Origin of the sequence: Sporofaciens sp. SGI.106 (assembly GCF_050314255.1) — a bacterium.
In the GTDB taxonomy this organism is placed as follows: domain Bacteria; phylum Bacillota; class Clostridia; order Lachnospirales; family Lachnospiraceae; genus Claveliimonas.
This window is the reverse complement of sequence record NZ_JBNPMZ010000004.1, coordinates 67,336-82,814: the sequence shown is the minus strand read 5'-3', so window position 1 is coordinate 82,814 and position 15,479 is coordinate 67,336. Positions and strand designations below refer to the sequence as shown.

Here is a 15,479-nt window from a genome sequence, read left to right as displayed (position 1 = left end):
CCGGATGGTAACAGAGCTTTAAGGGCACTTTGCAGAAATTTCTGCAGAGTGTCTTTTTTATTCCGATAATAACTGGTATAATAACAAGTTAGATGTGGTTAAACTTAACCGTAACAAATAATAATGGAGCGAAAGAATACTATGAGTGTAAGAGATGTTGAACAGTATGAGATTCTGCAGGAAGCAGATTTAAAAGATTTAAAAAGTAAGGGATATTTGTTAAAGCATAAAAAAAGCGGAGCAAGAGTGGTTCTGATGGAAAATGATGATGACAATAAAGTGTTTTACATTGGTTTTCGTACTCCGCCGGAGGACAGCACCGGACTGCCCCACATTCTGGAACATTCGGTACTGTGCGGTTCAAAGAATTTCCCGGTGAAGGATCCTTTCGTGGAGCTGGTAAAGGGGTCACTCAACACATTTTTAAATGCAATGACCTACCCGGATAAGACGGTTTATCCTGTGGCAAGCTGCAATGATAAGGATTTCCAGAATCTGATGCATGTATATATGGATGCGGTGTTTTATCCGGATATCTACCGGCACGATGAGATTTTCCGTCAGGAGGGCTGGAGCTATAAGCTGGATGACAAGGATGGAAAGCTGGAATATAACGGTGTCGTTTATAATGAGATGAAGGGAGCATTTTCTTCTCCCGAGGGTGTGCTGGACAGAGTGGTTCTTAATACCCTGTTTCCGGATACTTCCTATGCAAATGAGTCCGGTGGTGATCCGGAAGTAATTCCGGAGCTTACTTATGAGCAGTTCCTTGATTTTCACAGGAAATACTATCATCCGTCCAATAGTTATATTTACATCTATGGAGATATGGATATGGAAGAGAAGCTTCGCTGGCTGGACCGGGAATATCTGAAAGATTTTGATTTTATGGAGATTGATTCTGAAATTCGTCTGCAGGAACCATTTTCCCAGATGAAAGAAGCAGAGATCCCGTATTCTATTGCCAGTGACGAATCGGAGGAGGACAATACCTATCTTTCCTATAATAAAGTAATTGCAACGTCTCTTGACCGTGAGCTTTACGTGGCATTTGAAGTCCTGGATTATGCGCTTTTGCAGGCACCGGGCGCTCCGCTTAAGAAGGCACTGGTGGATGCGGGAATCGGAAAGGATGTGCTTGGTTCCTATGATAATGGGATTTATCAGCCGATTTTCTCTGTTATTGCAAAAAATGCCAACCTGTCTCAGAAGGATGAGTTCATTCGCGTGATCGAGGATGTTCTTAGGGATATGGCAGAGAATGGCATCAATCGGAAAGCTCTGGAGGCAGGTCTGAATTATATGGAATTCCAGTATCGGGAGGCAGATTTCGGCAGATATCCGAAGGGACTGATGTATGGTCTTCAGATTATGGACAGTTGGCTGTATGACGAGGAGAAGCCATTTATCCATATTGAGGCACTGAATACATTTGCATTCTTGAGGAAGGAGATTGGAACCGGATACTTCGAGGACCTGATTCGAAAATATTTCCTTGAAAATACCCATGGTGCTATCGTGGTTGTAAAGCCGGAAAAAGGAAGAACTGCGCGTATGGATAAGGAGCTGGAGGAACGGCTGCAAGTATATAAGAACAGTCTGAGCGAAGAAGAGAAGGAAATGCTTGTGAGTAGAACGCATGAGCTTGAGGAATATCAGTCAGAGCCTTCTTCCGAGGAAGACCTTGCTACCATTCCGGTACTGAAACGCGAAGACATTTCCAGAGAGATTGCTCCGATTTACAATGAGGAAATGGAAATTGCAGGGGTAAAGACGATTTTCCATGAGATTGATACTAATGGAATCGGATATGTGGATCTGCTCTTTGACCTTTCAGGAGTGCCGGAAGAGATGCTTCCATATGTGGGAATCCTGCAGGCAGTTCTGGGCGAGATTGATACAGAAAATTATGAATACGGGGAACTTTTCAATGAGATCAATGTGCATACCGGAGGAATCGGCACTTCTCTGGAGATGTATCCGGATGTTACAAAGGTACGGGAGAAGGAATTCCGTGCGACATTTGAGATAAAGGCAAAGGCACTTTACAGCAAGCTTCCGGTGGCATTTGCCATGATGAAGGAGATTCTTACCCGGTCGAAGCTTGGGGATGACAAGCGTCTGAGAGAGATCCTTGCCATGACAAGCTCAAGGCTTCTGATGAAATTCCAGTCCTCCGGTCATACGACAGCGGCGCTTCGGGCAATGTCTTATGCATCCCCGTCTGCGAAGCTGAAAGATATGACCAGCGGCATCGATTTTTATCAGAAGGTGGCATCCATTGAGAAAAACTTCGATGAAGAGAAGGAAAATCTGATTGCAAACCTCACCTGGCTTACAGAAAACCTTTTCCGCCGGGATAACATGATGATCAGTTATACTGCGGAGAAGGAAGGTCTGAAAGAAATGGAAGAGCTTGTAAGGGATATGAAAGCAGGACTTTTCATTCCGGCAAAGGGTGAACAGAAGACACGCTGCATCATCCACTGTGAGAAAAAGAATGAGGGATTTAAAACAGCTTCCAAGGTTCAGTATGTGGCGAGAGTAGGAAATTTCCTGGATCATGGCGCATCCTATACAGGGGCACTTCAGATTTTGAAGGTCATCATGGGTTATGAATATCTGTGGCAGAATATCCGTGTTAAGGGAGGCGCGTACGGATGTATGAGCAATTTCAACCGGATCGGAGAAGGCTATTTCGTATCATACCGTGACCCGAATCTGAAGCGTACAATGGAAGTTTACGAAGGTGTGGCAGATTATCTGCGCAGCTTTACGGTCAGCGACCATGATATGAATAAATATATCATCGGAACCATCAGTAATCTGGATCAGCCGATGACACCGTCTGCAAAAGGCGACCGCTCCATGAATCTGTACATGAACCATGTGAGTGCAGACATGATCCGTGAGGAGAGAAGTCAGGTTCTGGATGCCACTCAGGACGATATCCGGAGTCTGGCGAGAGTCGTGGAGGCCATGATGAAGGCAGAACAGATCTGTGTAATCGGAAGCGAAGATAAGATAGAAGAAAGCAAAGACATGTTTGAAAGTGTGACAAAATTTTAACGGGGGACGTAGCAAAATGCATTTTGCTACGTCCCCAAAGGAGAACTTATGAAGAATTTTAAATCAGGATTTGCAACTTTGATCGGAAGGCCTAACGTAGGGAAATCAACTTTAATGAACTATCTGATCGGCCAGAAAATTGCGATTACGTCTAACAAACCGCAGACCACCAGGAACCGAATCCAGACCGTTCTGACCACGGAAGAAGGACAAATTGTATTCGTGGATACGCCTGGTATTCACAAGGCGAAGAACAAGCTTGGCGAATACATGGTAAATGTGGCGGAACGAACACTGAATGAAGTGGATGTGGTTCTCTGGCTGGTTGAGCCAACCACATTTATCGGTGCGGGAGAGAAGCACATTGCAGATCAGCTTAAAAAGGTGAATACGCCGGTTATTCTTGTGATTAATAAGGTGGATATGGTGAAGAAGGAAGAGGTGCTGCCGGCGATTCTGGCATACAAAGATCTCTATGATTTTGCGGAAATTGTCCCGGTATCAGCGAGAAGCGGTGAGAATACCGATGAACTGGTGAAAGTAATATTGAAATATCTTCCTTATGGACCGCAGTTTTATGATGAGGATACGGTGACCGACCAGCCGGAGCGTCAGATTGTGGCAGAATTGATCCGTGAAAAGGCTCTGCACAGCTTAAATGAAGAGATTCCTCACGGAATCGCGGTGGCGATTGACAGCATGAAGATGAGAAATAAGGTGATGCATATTGATGCCACCATTATCTGTGAGCGGGACTCCCACAAGGGGATAATTATTGGAAAACAGGGAAATATGTTGAAAAAGATCGGAAGCACTGCCCGGTATGAGATTGAAAAAATGCTGGACTGCAAGGTAAATCTCAAGCTTTGGGTCAAGGTGAAGAAAGACTGGAGAGACAGTGAATTTCTGATGAAAAATTTTGGATATCGGGAAGACGAATAAAAAGAACCTTCCATGGGAGATGCTAACCCTATCAACAGAGGATGAGGTGATTCTATGGAAGAAAAGTACTGGAAACGTTTTATGACATCGGGCCGGATAGAGGATTATCTGTATTACAGAGGAATGAAAGTCTGTATGGGGATAATGCGAAAATATCGTGACATGGAAACGGTTTTGGCTGTCGATGGACGGGAAAAGAAAACTTCGGTATCGGAGGGATTCTTGAATTGAATCAGGTGACAGTTACGGGGATGGTCTTATCTGCCACCCCCATTGGAGAATATGATAAGAGGGTAGTGATACTGACCAGAGAAAAAGGGAAGATCAGTGCATTTGCCAGAGGAGCACGCAAACCGAACAGTCCGCTGGCAGGAGCGGTCATGCCATTTTCTTTTGGTGAATTTACAGTTTATGAGGGGCGGACATCGCATACGCTGATGTCGGCCTCTATTTCCAATTATTTCGCAGAGCTACGGACGGATATGGAAGGAGCCTGTTATGGATTTTATTTTGTGGACATTGCATCCTATTATGCCAGAGAAGCCAATGATGAGACGGCTCTGCTTAAGCTGCTCTATCAGACCTTCCGGGCACTTCTGAAACCATCTATCCCAAACCGCCTTATACGGTACATATTTGAGTTGAAAGCAATCACCATTAATGGAGAAGGACCGCAGGTATTTCAGTGCGTGTGCTGTGGCAGTAGGGAAAGAGCGTCGGTGTTCAGTGCGAAGCGGGGCGGTCTGGTCTGTGACCGGTGTAGAAGAGACCTATACGATGCCATGGTCCTGAATACTTCTACCCTTCATGCGCTCCAGTATATTGTTGGAACTCCGGTGGAAAAGCTATATACTTTCACGGTTTCTGATGAAGTGCTGAGAGAGCTTGGCATGGTATCGGAAAGATATATGGATGTGTACGTGGATAAAAAATTCAAGTCACTGGAAATATTAGAGCAAATGCAGGATGTTTTGACTTGAAAAGTCTCTCAGTAGACGGTATAATAATCTACATATTATGTCAGCGCGACGAAACAGACAGAGGAATGACAGAGGAGCTGAACAGATATAAGGAAGGGAAGGTAGAGGAATATGGTAGAAAAAACAATGGAAAAAATTGTGGCATTAGCGAAATCAAGAGGATTCGTCTATCCGGGGTCTGAGATTTACGGCGGTCTTGCAAATACATGGGACTATGGTAACCTTGGTGTAGAACTGAAGAACAATGTCAAAAAAGCATGGTGGCAGAAGTTTGTACAGGAATCTCCTTATAATGTAGGTGTGGACTGTGCGATCCTGATGAACCCGCAGACATGGGTGGCAAGCGGACACCTTGGCGGATTCAGTGATCCTCTGATGGACTGTAAAGAATGTCATGAGCGTTTCCGTGCGGACAAGCTTATTGAGGACTTTGCAAAACAGAATGGAATCGATATTGGTGAAAGTATTGACGGCTGGAGCCATGAGCAGATGGAAGCATTTATCACAGAGCATGAGGTACCGTGTCCGACCTGTGGTAAACACAATTTTACAGAGATCCGTGAGTTTAACCTGATGTTCAAGACATTCCAGGGTGTAACAGAGGATGCGAAAAATACCGTATATTTAAGACCTGAGACTGCACAGGGTATTTTTGTTAACTTTAAGAATGTACAGCGTACATCCAGAAAGAAAATTCCGTTTGGTATCTGCCAGATCGGAAAATCTTTCCGTAACGAGATCACACCTGGTAACTTTACTTTCCGTACCAGAGAGTTCGAGCAGATGGAGCTGGAATTCTTCTGTGAGCCGGATACTGACCTTGAGTGGTTTGCATACTGGAAGAAATTCTGTCTCGACTGGCTGTTTGCTCTTGGCCTGAAGGATGATGAAGTACGCTATCGTGATCACGATAAGGAAGAATTATCTTTCTACAGTAAAGCAACCACAGATGTAGAGTTCCTCTTCCCATTCGGATGGGGCGAGCTGTGGGGAATTGCAGACAGAACAGACTACGACTTGACTCAGCATCAGAATGTATCCAAACAGGATCTTACTTACTTTGACGATGAGAAGAAGATTAAATATGTACCTTATGTTATTGAGCCGTCACTTGGTGCTGACCGTATGGTACTTGCATTCCTTTGCAGTGCATATGATGAGGAAGAGTTAGAGGGCGGAGATGTAAGAACTGTTCTTCATTTCCATCCGGCACTGGCACCGGTTAAGATCGGTGTACTTCCGCTTTCCAAGAAGCTGAATGAGGGTGCAGAGAAGGTATATGCACAGCTCTCTAAGAAATACAACTGTGAGTATGATGAGCGTGGTAACATCGGTAAGCGTTACCGCCGTCAGGACGAGATTGGTACACCTTTCTGTGTAACATACGATTTTGAGTCTGAAGAAGACGGAGCAGTTACCGTACGTGACAGAGATACCATGGAGCAGGAAAGAGTAAAAATTGAAGATCTGGACGCATACTTTGAGAAGAAATTCATGTGGTAATCAGAGATGGTAAAGGGCGTTATATTTGATATGGATGGCCTGATGTTCGATACGGAGCGGCTGTCAACTATGGCGTGGAAGGAAATAGGTAAGACAATGGACTTCCCTATTTCAGAAAAATTTATTCTGAATCTTCAGGGAAGAACCTCTTCTGCTATTCATGAAATATTTATGGAGACATACGGACAGGACTTTCCATATGAGAAAGCCAGAGGTCTGAGATTAAAATTCATGGATGATTATATGGAAGAGTATGGAGTTCCTGAGAAAGACGGGTTGAAGGAATTGCTTTCCTTTCTGAAAGCGAATGGCATAAAAGCGGCTGTGGCAACTTCTGCCGGAAGAGAACGGGCGGAGAAGACCCTCGTAATGGCCGGAGTCCGTGAATATTTTCGGGATATGGTAACCGGGGATGAGGTGGTCAACAGTAAGCCGAATCCGGAGATTTTTCAGACGGCGGCAAGAAAACTGGGACTTGAACCGTCAGAATGTCTTGTGCTGGAAGACAGCAGGCAGGGAGTTATGGCGGGCAAAGCTGCCGGAGGATATATCATCCACATTCCGGATATGGTTGTAATTCCGGAGGAAGTAAAAGAGGGGATTACAGCTCAGATGGAATCTCTGAGGGAAGTCATTCCATGGATTGAAAAACAGAATAAGAATTAGATATTTTAAATGGGGAGACTGTGACAGGGTAAGCCGCAGCCTCCCCTGTTTTCTAATGCAGTTCGTTTATGGAGTCATGTTTTGTGCACTCCATTTCTGCACGTAGTCCATCAACTTCAGAGTGGCAAGGGTGGGCGGAGTATCTTTTGTATAGGCTACTCCGAGTACTCTGGAATAATGTTCGGTAAAGGAACGGATGCACACGTCAAAGGGGGCGTTATATAGAAGGAGCTTTGGAAGAATCGTAATGCCAAAACCCTGTTCTACCATCTTTAACGTTGCAAAATCTTCATTTAACTGATACCGGATCTTTGGTTTTATGTTGTTGAGTTCAAAGATCTTTCCGGTTTCATAATCCAGTCCGTCGGAGGAAAGAACATAGTTCTCTCCGTTAACATCTGACAGAGAGACAGCAAGCTTTTCAGAAAGAGGGTGACCTTTGGGGGTGACCAGCATCAGTTCATCCTTGCCGATTGGGATAAATGGATATTCCGGGAGAGAATATCTGGAAGTAAAGACACAGTCCAGTTTCCCGGCCTTCATCAAATTTTTTAAAGGGTTAAATCCGTCTACGTTAAGTTCAAAACGGATATTGGGATACTCCAGAGAAAAATGCTTCAGAATATCCGGAAGCCAGTGATAGGAGATACTTTGAATGGTACCGATCCTTACATAACCGCTATCCAGACTGGTCAGATTGGCGGCAATCTGGGCAATGCGATTCTTTTCCTGACAAATGATCCGCAAAGATTCTACAATTTCTTCGGTGTTTGCCATTAATTCCATTCCTGATTTGGAACGTTTAAACAGAGGCATGCCAAGTTCTTTTTCAAAGGATTTGATAGACTGACTGATTGCTGACTGAGTGTAGTTGAGTTTTGCAGCAGTTTTCGAAATACTGCGCGTTTCACAAACGTCCAGAATTATTTCATATTTATTCATGAAAATCCCCTTTCTCCCTGTATTAAAAAAACTAATGACATCCATTAAAAATTCTTAACTCTGCAGTATTAATTAATGATTATAGGCATCCATTAGAAAAACTTAATACTCGAATAAAAATACTTTGCTTTTGTAATTTGTCTATATAATTTATTATATACACAAATGATATTTTTTTGTCAAGAGTGATGGAAAGTTGAACGATTAAATGAATAAAGGAGGAAAAATCTATGGGAACAGAGTATTGGAATGGAGCAGAAGCTGCACATAGGAGAGTTATGATGAAAGCAGCCGGATATTCGGATTCAGATATCCGTAAGAAGCCACATATCGGTGTACCAAACTCTTATATGGCAGGTTCCCCGGGATCAGCACACTTAAGACAGATTGCAGAAGCGGTTAAGGAAGGTATCTGGGCAGCAGGTGGAATCCCGGTAGAATTCGGAATCCCTGCAACATGCGGAAATATTGCGAACGGAGCAGAAGAACTGAAATTTGAGCAGGTAGGACGCGATATTGTGGCAATGTCTGTAGAATTCGTTACACGGGTACATAATTTCGATGGTCTTGCAATGATCGCATCCTGCGACAATATTATTGCAGGCTGTTACCTTGCAGCAATGCGTCTGGATCTTCCGTCAATGATTATAACCGGAGGTTCTATGCAGCCGGGACAATATTGCGGAAAGACAGTGGTTGAGGCTGATCTGGATGCAGCAAGATTCTCAGGAAGCAGCGAAGAAGAGTTGATGGAAATGGAAGACAATGTGTGTCCGTCATTTGGTGCATGTCCATCTATGGGAACAGCAAATACCATGCAGATGCTGGGAGAAGTGCTGAACCTTGTACTTCCCGGAACATCCACTATTCCTGCTTCTGATAATGCAAAGCTTCGTAAGGCGAGAGAAGCAGGAAAATACGCTGTAGAAATGGCGAAGGCAGGAAGAAAACCATCTGATTTAATTACGAAGGAAGTTCTGATGAATTCCATTATGTTCGATATGGCAGTGGCAGGTTCTACCAATGCAGTGCTTCATATTCTTTCTTATGCGTATGAGCTCGGCATAAAGCTCACGCTGGAAGATTTTGAAAAGTACGCAAAAGAAATTCCGTGTATCAATGCAGTCGTACCGAGTGGTCCGTATACTGTCGTAGATTTCCATTATGCAGGCGGCGTTATGAATGTTATGAAGATGCTGGAGAGCAAACTTTTTACAAATGTTCCGAGTATGTATGGAAATACATGGGCAGACATGCTTTCCAAAGTAACTCCACAGGAAAATAAAGTCATTCATTCACTGGAGCGTCCGCTGTTTAATGAGCCTGGTCTTAAGATATTAAGGGGAAATCTGTCTCCGAACGGAGCTATCGTGAGACCGACGGCTGTTTATGAAGAAGTAAAATACATGAAGGGTAAAGCAAAAGTATTCGAAGGTGACCGCGCTGCATTTGAGGCAATCTCATCCGGACAGATCGTACCTGGTGATATCATCGTAATCCGTTACGAAGGCTGCAAGGGAGCACCGGGAATGAAAGAACTGATGCTTAGTATTGATGCACTTATCGGTCTGGGACTCCATAAGAGTGTAGGATTGATCTCTGATGCAAGATTCTCCGGATTCAACTACGGTGCAATTATTGGACACGTATCACCGGAAGCTTACGATGGCGGTAATATTGCCCTTGTAGAAAATGGGGATGAGATTGTCATTGATATTCCAAACGGCGAGGTATCCATGCTGGTATCTGATGAAGAATTGGAAAGAAGAAGAGCAAACTGGGTATGTCCGCCACTTAAAGAGGAAAAAGGTTGCCTGAATATTTTTGCAAAGATGTGCCGTCCTGCAGAAGAGGGCGGAGCAATGCAGCCGTGGGATCTGGATGCAAAGTATTACCATAAATAATAAGCAAAGGATATAATGTGAGAAGAATAGGAGGAAAACTATGTTATTATTATCTCGAGAGGACATTAAGAAAGTATTTTCTATCAAAGACGCTATTGAGGCAGACAAGAAGGCTTTTCAGCTGGTTGTAGACGGAAAATGTGATTCACCTTTAAGAACCAATATCCAGGCACCAAAATATGATGGATGTTTCCTGTTTATGCCGGCATATGTGGAAGAAATGGACACCGCCTCTGTTAAAATCGTCAACATCTTTCCACACAACATTGACAATGGAATTCCGTCTTCACCGGCACAGGTGCTTCTGATTGATGGAAAGACCGGAGTGGTTATTTCAGTTTTGGATGGTACATACGTAACTCAGCTTCGTACCGGAGCGGCATCCGGAGCAGCATTCGACGTTCTGGCAAAGAAAGAATGCAGAATCGGTGCTCTGATTGGTACAGGCGGACAGGCTGCAACACAGCTTGAAGCTATGATTGCTGCAAGAAAGCTGGAAGAAGTACGTGTATTTGATCTGAATTATGACCGTACAGCAGCATTTGCAGAGCGTATGCAGGAAGAACTGAAAGATTACGGAACCAGAATCGTTGCTGTGAAGTCTTCAGATGAGGCTATTGATGATGCAGACCTTCTGATTACTGTAACACCGTCATCCAAACCGGTATTTGACGGAACAAAGATTAAGAAAGGATGCACCATCAGCTGTGTAGGAGCATATCAGCACCATATGCAGGAGATGGATCCGGCAATCCTTCCGCGCGCTTCTAAGATTTATTTTGATTCTGAGGAAGCGGTATTATCTGAGTCCGGAGATATCCTGATTCCATTAGAGGAAGGAATCATTACAAAGGATGATTTCACAGGTGATCTTGGAAATGTAATCAAGGGCGAGTTGGTTGGTCGTGAGAATGATGATGAAATCATTGTATTTGAGACTGTTGGTGTTGCTACACAGGATCTGGTTGCTGCAAGAGAGATTTACGACAAGGCAGTGGCAGCAGGTGTAGGAATCAACTGGGCCTAATTTCTAAAAGGATTCATAAAAATATGATACAGGCACGGAGCGGAAGCTTCGTGCCTGTTGTAGTTATAAATGCTTTCTATAGCCGGGGGGATATTTGAATTTACCGGTGAAAAATCAGAACTTGTATTGGCATTTTTTTGCATCTGTAATATAATTTTTTTATCAGGATAAATTGTGTGTTGTCGGTTGAGAAAAGTAGGAGCGGAGGAGTATAGATGTATATAGATTTTATGCTGTTTACAGTAATTGCTTTGGCAACAGGCGTTATCGTTCTGTCACGTATTCTGAGTTCCAACATGAAGTATCAGGAAAAAGGATTCGTACAGCTTATTATGCTTGCTATTTGTCATAATATTATAGATATTTTCTGGGGGCTCACTTATTTTGATAAGCTCGGAATGGGAACTTTGGGGCTGCAGATATCTACGTCATTGTATTTCTGCTCGAATGCCATTCTGGCATGTTCCTGGTTCTGTTTTTTATATCGTATGCTGCACAGGGATAAGCCTCAAAAATGGGTATATTTTCTGGCAGGAATTCCGGTGGTTTTGGTTGTAATAATGGTTATTGCAAATATCCGTACAGGTGCACTGTTTACAATTGGTGAGACGCTGGATTCTTATGCAAGAGGAAAATGGTATGTAATTGAACGAATTGGTACTACCGGATATCTGGTAGTGGTTTTTATCTGGTCAGCGTTCAAACTGTTTTTGTCAAAGGAAGGAAGTGAGCGTAAGAGGTACGCTATCATCACTGCATTTGCTTTTGTTCCGATGGTATTCGATTATTTGCAAATATATTTCGTTACAGTTCCGTGTACCTCGGTTGCATTCCAGATTGCGATTTTTATCGTATATGTATTTATTTCTGTAGAGCGCAGCGAAAATGTCCTTCTCAGTGATTCCGAGAGACAGAAAAATAATATGAAAACAGCCCTCGCTCAGGCAGCAATGTCATATTGCGAGTTTAATATTGACAGAAACTGTATCTACGATTGCAAGATTTACTTGGAAAAGGACAAATACAAGAAGCTCTCCGATTACAGGGATGGAAGCTATACAGAGTGTTTTGAGTTCCTGGCAGGCAGAGTTTTTCCGGAATATGAAGGAAGATACAGATCTGTTTTTTCACTGGAAAAAATAAAGGAAAGTTTTCGACTGGGAATACCGGAGGTATCCCTTCGTTATTGGATTCAGGATTCTGCAGGAGAAGAAAAATACATTCAGCAGAACCTTATTCTGACACAGGATGAGGTGACAAAGGAGATTGTAGGATTTGCTTATTCCAGAGATCTGACCGCGGAGACCAGGCAGAAACAGGCCGTTGAGGATGCCAGATTCCTGGAAAAAGCCATGCAGTCTACCCTGTCAGAGTGTGATGTACTGATGTACATCGATTTTAAAACGGGACTTTCAAGGAAACTTTTGCCGGTTCTGGAGCCGACCTGGGGACAGAAAAGTTTTAAAGATATGGTGAAATATAATATTGAATCTGGTTTTGTGTATAAGGAGGATCAGGATGACCTCCTGAGACTGATGGAGACGGGCTCGCTGCAGAATGCTCTGAAAACGCAGGGAATTGTTACAAGACGACACCGCCAGAGAGAGAAAGAAACCGGAGGATATGCCTGGTATCAGGTGATTTTTACACCCTTTGCATATGAAGGTGATAATCCGGTATCAGCCATAATGCGTGTACAGAATATTGAGAAAGTGATTCGGGAAGAAACTCAGAGGAGGGAAATCTTAAATGATGCCCTGGAAAGGGCGGAAGAAGCTAATAAGGCTAAATCCTCTTTCCTTTTCAGTATTTCCCATGATATCAGAACTCCCATGAATGCGATTCTTGGCTTTTCCAGGCTTGCTCAGAAGAGAATAGATGATAAGGAAGAAACTCTTAACTGTCTTGAGAAACTTGACAGTGCCGGTGAACATCTCCAGAGATTGATTAATAACGTTCTGGATATGGCAAGGATTGAAAGTGGAAAGGTGAAAATCGAGAAACAGGCGTATTATGTCCCGGATATTCTGAAATCATTGCAGACAATATTTAAGCTTGAAATGGAACAAAAACATCTGGATTTTATTGTAGACTGTGAACTTCAGGATGAAATTCTGTTTCTTGACAGGCTGCATATTGAACAGGTGGAAATGAACCTAATTGGAAATGCTCTGAAATATACTCCTGAGGGAGGAAAAATTACATACAGCGTTACTCAGATCGGTTCAGAGGAGGGCATGGCGGTTGTAAAAGTAGTTGTTTCTGATACAGGAATTGGTATGAGTAAAGAGTTTCAGAAATCCGTATTCGAAATATTTACCAGAGAAAACAATGATGTAGTTCGTGGAGTCCAGGGTTCGGGTCTGGGCCTGTCCATTACCAAAAGCCTTGTAGAAATGATGGGTGGAAGCATTTCGTGTGAAAGTCAGCCTGGCAAAGGGACAACCTTTACAATGATTTATAAAATGCCGATAGGTACAGAGGCAGATTTACCTGATATGCATAAGGAGGTTTGCGATGCAGGGAAAAATATTGATTATTCAAATGTCAGAGTTCTTCTGGTTGAAGATAATGAGCTTAACAGGGAAATAGCCTGTGATATTCTGCAGGAATTTGGAGTGACTGTGGAAATTGCAGGGGATGGTATTGAAGCTGTTGAAAAAGTAACTCACTCCAGAGCAGGATATTATGATTTGATTTTTATGGATATTCAGATGCCGAATATGGACGGTTATGCCGCTACCGCTGAGATACGCAAACTTTCGGACAGAGCGCTTGCACAGATTCCGGTGATTGCCATGACTGCTAACGCATTTAAAGAGGATGTGGAAAAAGCATTTGAATCTGGAATGAATGAACATGTGGCAAAGCCAATCAATATACAGAAGCTGGCGGAGACTATGGAGAAAGTGTTGAGACAGGAAAGATAAAGAAGAAATAAAACTATTCCCACCGGAAAGATTCGGATTGATAATCCCGAATTCCGGTGGGAATGTTCTTTTATCATACAATATTTAATTTTTTGATTATGGCAAATTATGTATTTGTTGGGATTTAAGCTTTTGCTTATGTCTCAGCTTTTACTTGTTTGCATAATACTCAGGATGTAATCTTCTGTCTCTGAATTCAGCTGCTGCTGTGAAGAGAACGTCTGTAGAAGAGTTAAGTCCTGTCTCACAGGAATCCTGGATAACACCGATGATGAAGCCTACACCTACAACCTGCATAGCGATTTCGGATGGGATTCCGAATAAGCTACATGCCATAGGAATCAGTAACAGGGAACCACCGGCAACACCAGATGCACCGGCTGCACTGAGTGCTGCAAGTACACAAAGGATGAGAGCTGTTCCAAAGTCTACAGAGATTCCTACTGTATGAGCAGCGGATAATGCCATAACGGAAATGGTAATAGCAGCACCGGCCATGTTGATGGTTGCTCCAAGTGGAATGGAGATGGAATACTGCTCTTCATCCAATCCAAGATCTTTACAGAGTTCCATATTTACAGGAATGTTAGCAGCAGAGCTTCGTGTGAAGAATGCTGTGATGAAACTTCTGCTCAGACATTTGAATACGAGCGGATATGGGTTCTTTCTGATACACAGGAATACGATGATCGGGTTCATAACCAGTGCCACAAAAGCCATGCTTCCAACAAGTACAAGGATCAGTCTACCGTAGGACAACAGAGCGCCGAGTCCTGATGTGGAAATAACATTGAAGATTAAGCCCATGATACCGAACGGTGCACAGCTGATTACCCATTTAACACCTGTAGAGATTGCATCTGAAAAGTCATCAAGCATCTTTTTGGTGGAATCAGATGCACATTTCAGGGCAATACCGAAAATACAAGCCCATGCAAGAATACCGATGTAGTTGGCATTTACAATAGAACCTACAGGGTTGGATACAACGTTCAGTAACAGGTTCTTTAACACTTCGCCCACACCGCTCGGAGGAGCCATATCTTCTCCTGCTGCCTCTGCCAGTGTCAGTGTTACAGGGAACATCTTACATGCAAATACAGATACCAGAGCTGACATTACGTTGCCCAGCATGTAAAGCATAACGATGAATCCCATGTTAGTCTTCTGTCCCTGTCCCATGTGTGCGAGGGCACTCATAACAAGGAAGAATACCAGAAGTGGAGCGATAGCCTTCAGTGCACCAACGAACAGGTCACCAAGAAGGGAAATCACGGTTACCTGTGGAATTACCAGTCCGAGAATAATACCGATGATAAGGCCACAGATAATTCTCAGAACAAGACTGATACTGTTCCATTTTTTGATTAAGTTTTTCATACCTCTTTTCGCAGATATACTGCCATGTATATACCTGCTTCTCCTCTCTTTCTCTTTTTGTTTGTTTCCCCAACGTATTTTCATTATCTCACACTCTTGTGAATAATGCTATATAAATTATAAATAAAGAAACAAT

At 43.2% G+C, this 15,479-nt stretch carries 11 protein-coding genes; 9 read left to right on the top strand and 2 right to left on the bottom strand.

Annotated elements, in window-relative coordinates:
- The first annotated feature begins 141 nt into the window (after nucleotides 1-141).
- The 6 genes from ACQRCC_RS04590 to ACQRCC_RS04565 all read left to right on the top strand — a co-directional run bounded on the left by ACQRCC_RS04590 (nucleotide 142) and on the right by ACQRCC_RS04565 (nucleotide 7,160).
- Nucleotides 142-3,069, top strand: coding sequence for an insulinase family protein (locus tag ACQRCC_RS04590; RefSeq protein WP_427849630.1), 2,928 nt, complete (start codon nucleotides 142-144; stop codon nucleotides 3,067-3,069).
- A 48-nt stretch (nucleotides 3,070-3,117) separates the two neighbouring features.
- Nucleotides 3,118-4,011 (top strand): GTPase Era, encoded by an 894-nt coding sequence (gene era, locus ACQRCC_RS04585; protein WP_427849629.1) that lies wholly within the window; start codon nucleotides 3,118-3,120, stop codon nucleotides 4,009-4,011.
- Between the two features lie 54 nt (nucleotides 4,012-4,065).
- Nucleotides 4,066-4,242 carry a hypothetical protein gene (locus tag ACQRCC_RS04580; protein WP_427849628.1) on the top strand — a complete coding sequence of 59 codons (177 nt, stop codon included), beginning with the start codon at nucleotides 4,066-4,068 and terminating at the stop codon, nucleotides 4,240-4,242.
- Entirely contained in the window at nucleotides 4,239-4,991 is a 753-nt protein-coding gene (gene recO / locus ACQRCC_RS04575) for a DNA repair protein RecO (RefSeq protein WP_427849627.1), read from the top strand. The genes ACQRCC_RS04580 and recO overlap by 4 nt, the downstream gene beginning before the upstream one ends.
- A 111-nt stretch (nucleotides 4,992-5,102) precedes the next feature.
- Complete coding sequence (locus tag ACQRCC_RS04570; protein ID WP_427849626.1) at nucleotides 5,103-6,494, top strand: glycine--tRNA ligase; 1,392 nt, start codon at nucleotides 5,103-5,105, stop codon at nucleotides 6,492-6,494.
- 6 nt (nucleotides 6,495-6,500) lie between these two features.
- Complete coding sequence (locus ACQRCC_RS04565; RefSeq protein WP_427849625.1) at nucleotides 6,501-7,160, top strand: HAD family hydrolase; 660 nt, start codon at nucleotides 6,501-6,503, stop codon at nucleotides 7,158-7,160.
- A gap of 66 nt (nucleotides 7,161-7,226) precedes the next feature.
- Here the strand turns inward: ACQRCC_RS04565 and ACQRCC_RS04560 are convergent, their stop codons facing one another.
- Complete coding sequence (locus ACQRCC_RS04560) at nucleotides 7,227-8,102, bottom strand: LysR family transcriptional regulator (RefSeq protein WP_427849624.1); 876 nt, start codon at nucleotides 8,100-8,102, stop codon at nucleotides 7,227-7,229.
- A 230-nt stretch (nucleotides 8,103-8,332) separates the two neighbouring features.
- Between ACQRCC_RS04560 and ilvD the strand changes: the two genes are divergently transcribed.
- From ilvD to ACQRCC_RS04545, 3 genes are all read left to right on the top strand, one after another.
- A complete protein-coding gene (gene ilvD / locus ACQRCC_RS04555; protein WP_427849623.1) occupies nucleotides 8,333-10,006 on the top strand; it encodes a dihydroxy-acid dehydratase in 1,674 nt (557 codons plus the stop codon).
- 40 nt (nucleotides 10,007-10,046) lie between these two features.
- The gene (locus ACQRCC_RS04550) at nucleotides 10,047-11,033 is read left to right on the top strand and encodes an ornithine cyclodeaminase family protein (protein WP_427849622.1); all 987 of its coding nucleotides are present in this window, start codon (nucleotides 10,047-10,049) and stop codon (nucleotides 11,031-11,033) included.
- Nucleotides 11,034-11,248: 215 nt separating this feature from the next.
- On the top strand, nucleotides 11,249-13,963 hold the full coding sequence (locus tag ACQRCC_RS04545; RefSeq protein WP_427849621.1) for an ATP-binding protein: 2,715 nt from the start codon (nucleotides 11,249-11,251) through the stop codon (nucleotides 13,961-13,963).
- A 150-nt stretch (nucleotides 13,964-14,113) separates the two neighbouring features.
- Here the strand turns inward: ACQRCC_RS04545 and sstT are convergent, their stop codons facing one another.
- Nucleotides 14,114-15,343, bottom strand: a complete 1,230-nt coding sequence (gene sstT / locus ACQRCC_RS04540; protein ID WP_427849620.1) for a serine/threonine transporter SstT — start codon at nucleotides 15,341-15,343, stop codon at nucleotides 14,114-14,116.
- Between the last annotated feature and the right edge of the window lie 136 nt (nucleotides 15,344-15,479).

Bases quoted from the DNA above. Each gene is read 5' to 3' on its own strand.
- ACQRCC_RS04550 (WP_427849622.1), top strand. From the start codon at position 10,047: ATGTTATTATTATCTCGAGAGGACATTAAGAAAGTATTTTCTATCAAA.
- ACQRCC_RS04560 (WP_427849624.1), bottom strand. From the start codon at position 8,102: ATGAATAAATATGAAATAATTCTGGACGTTTGTGAAACGCGCAGTATT.
- sstT (WP_427849620.1), bottom strand. From the start codon at position 15,343: ATGAAAAACTTAATCAAAAAATGGAACAGTATCAGTCTTGTTCTGAGA.
- era (WP_427849629.1), top strand. From the start codon at position 3,118: ATGAAGAATTTTAAATCAGGATTTGCAACTTTGATCGGAAGGCCTAAC.
- ACQRCC_RS04580 (WP_427849628.1), top strand. From the start codon at position 4,066: ATGGAAGAAAAGTACTGGAAACGTTTTATGACATCGGGCCGGATAGAG.
- ACQRCC_RS04570 (WP_427849626.1), top strand. From the start codon at position 5,103: ATGGTAGAAAAAACAATGGAAAAAATTGTGGCATTAGCGAAATCAAGA.
- ACQRCC_RS04565 (WP_427849625.1), top strand. From the start codon at position 6,501: ATGGTAAAGGGCGTTATATTTGATATGGATGGCCTGATGTTCGATACG.
- ACQRCC_RS04590 (WP_427849630.1), top strand. From the start codon at position 142: ATGAGTGTAAGAGATGTTGAACAGTATGAGATTCTGCAGGAAGCAGAT.
- ilvD (WP_427849623.1), top strand. From the start codon at position 8,333: ATGGGAACAGAGTATTGGAATGGAGCAGAAGCTGCACATAGGAGAGTT.
- ACQRCC_RS04545 (WP_427849621.1), top strand. From the start codon at position 11,249: ATGTATATAGATTTTATGCTGTTTACAGTAATTGCTTTGGCAACAGGC.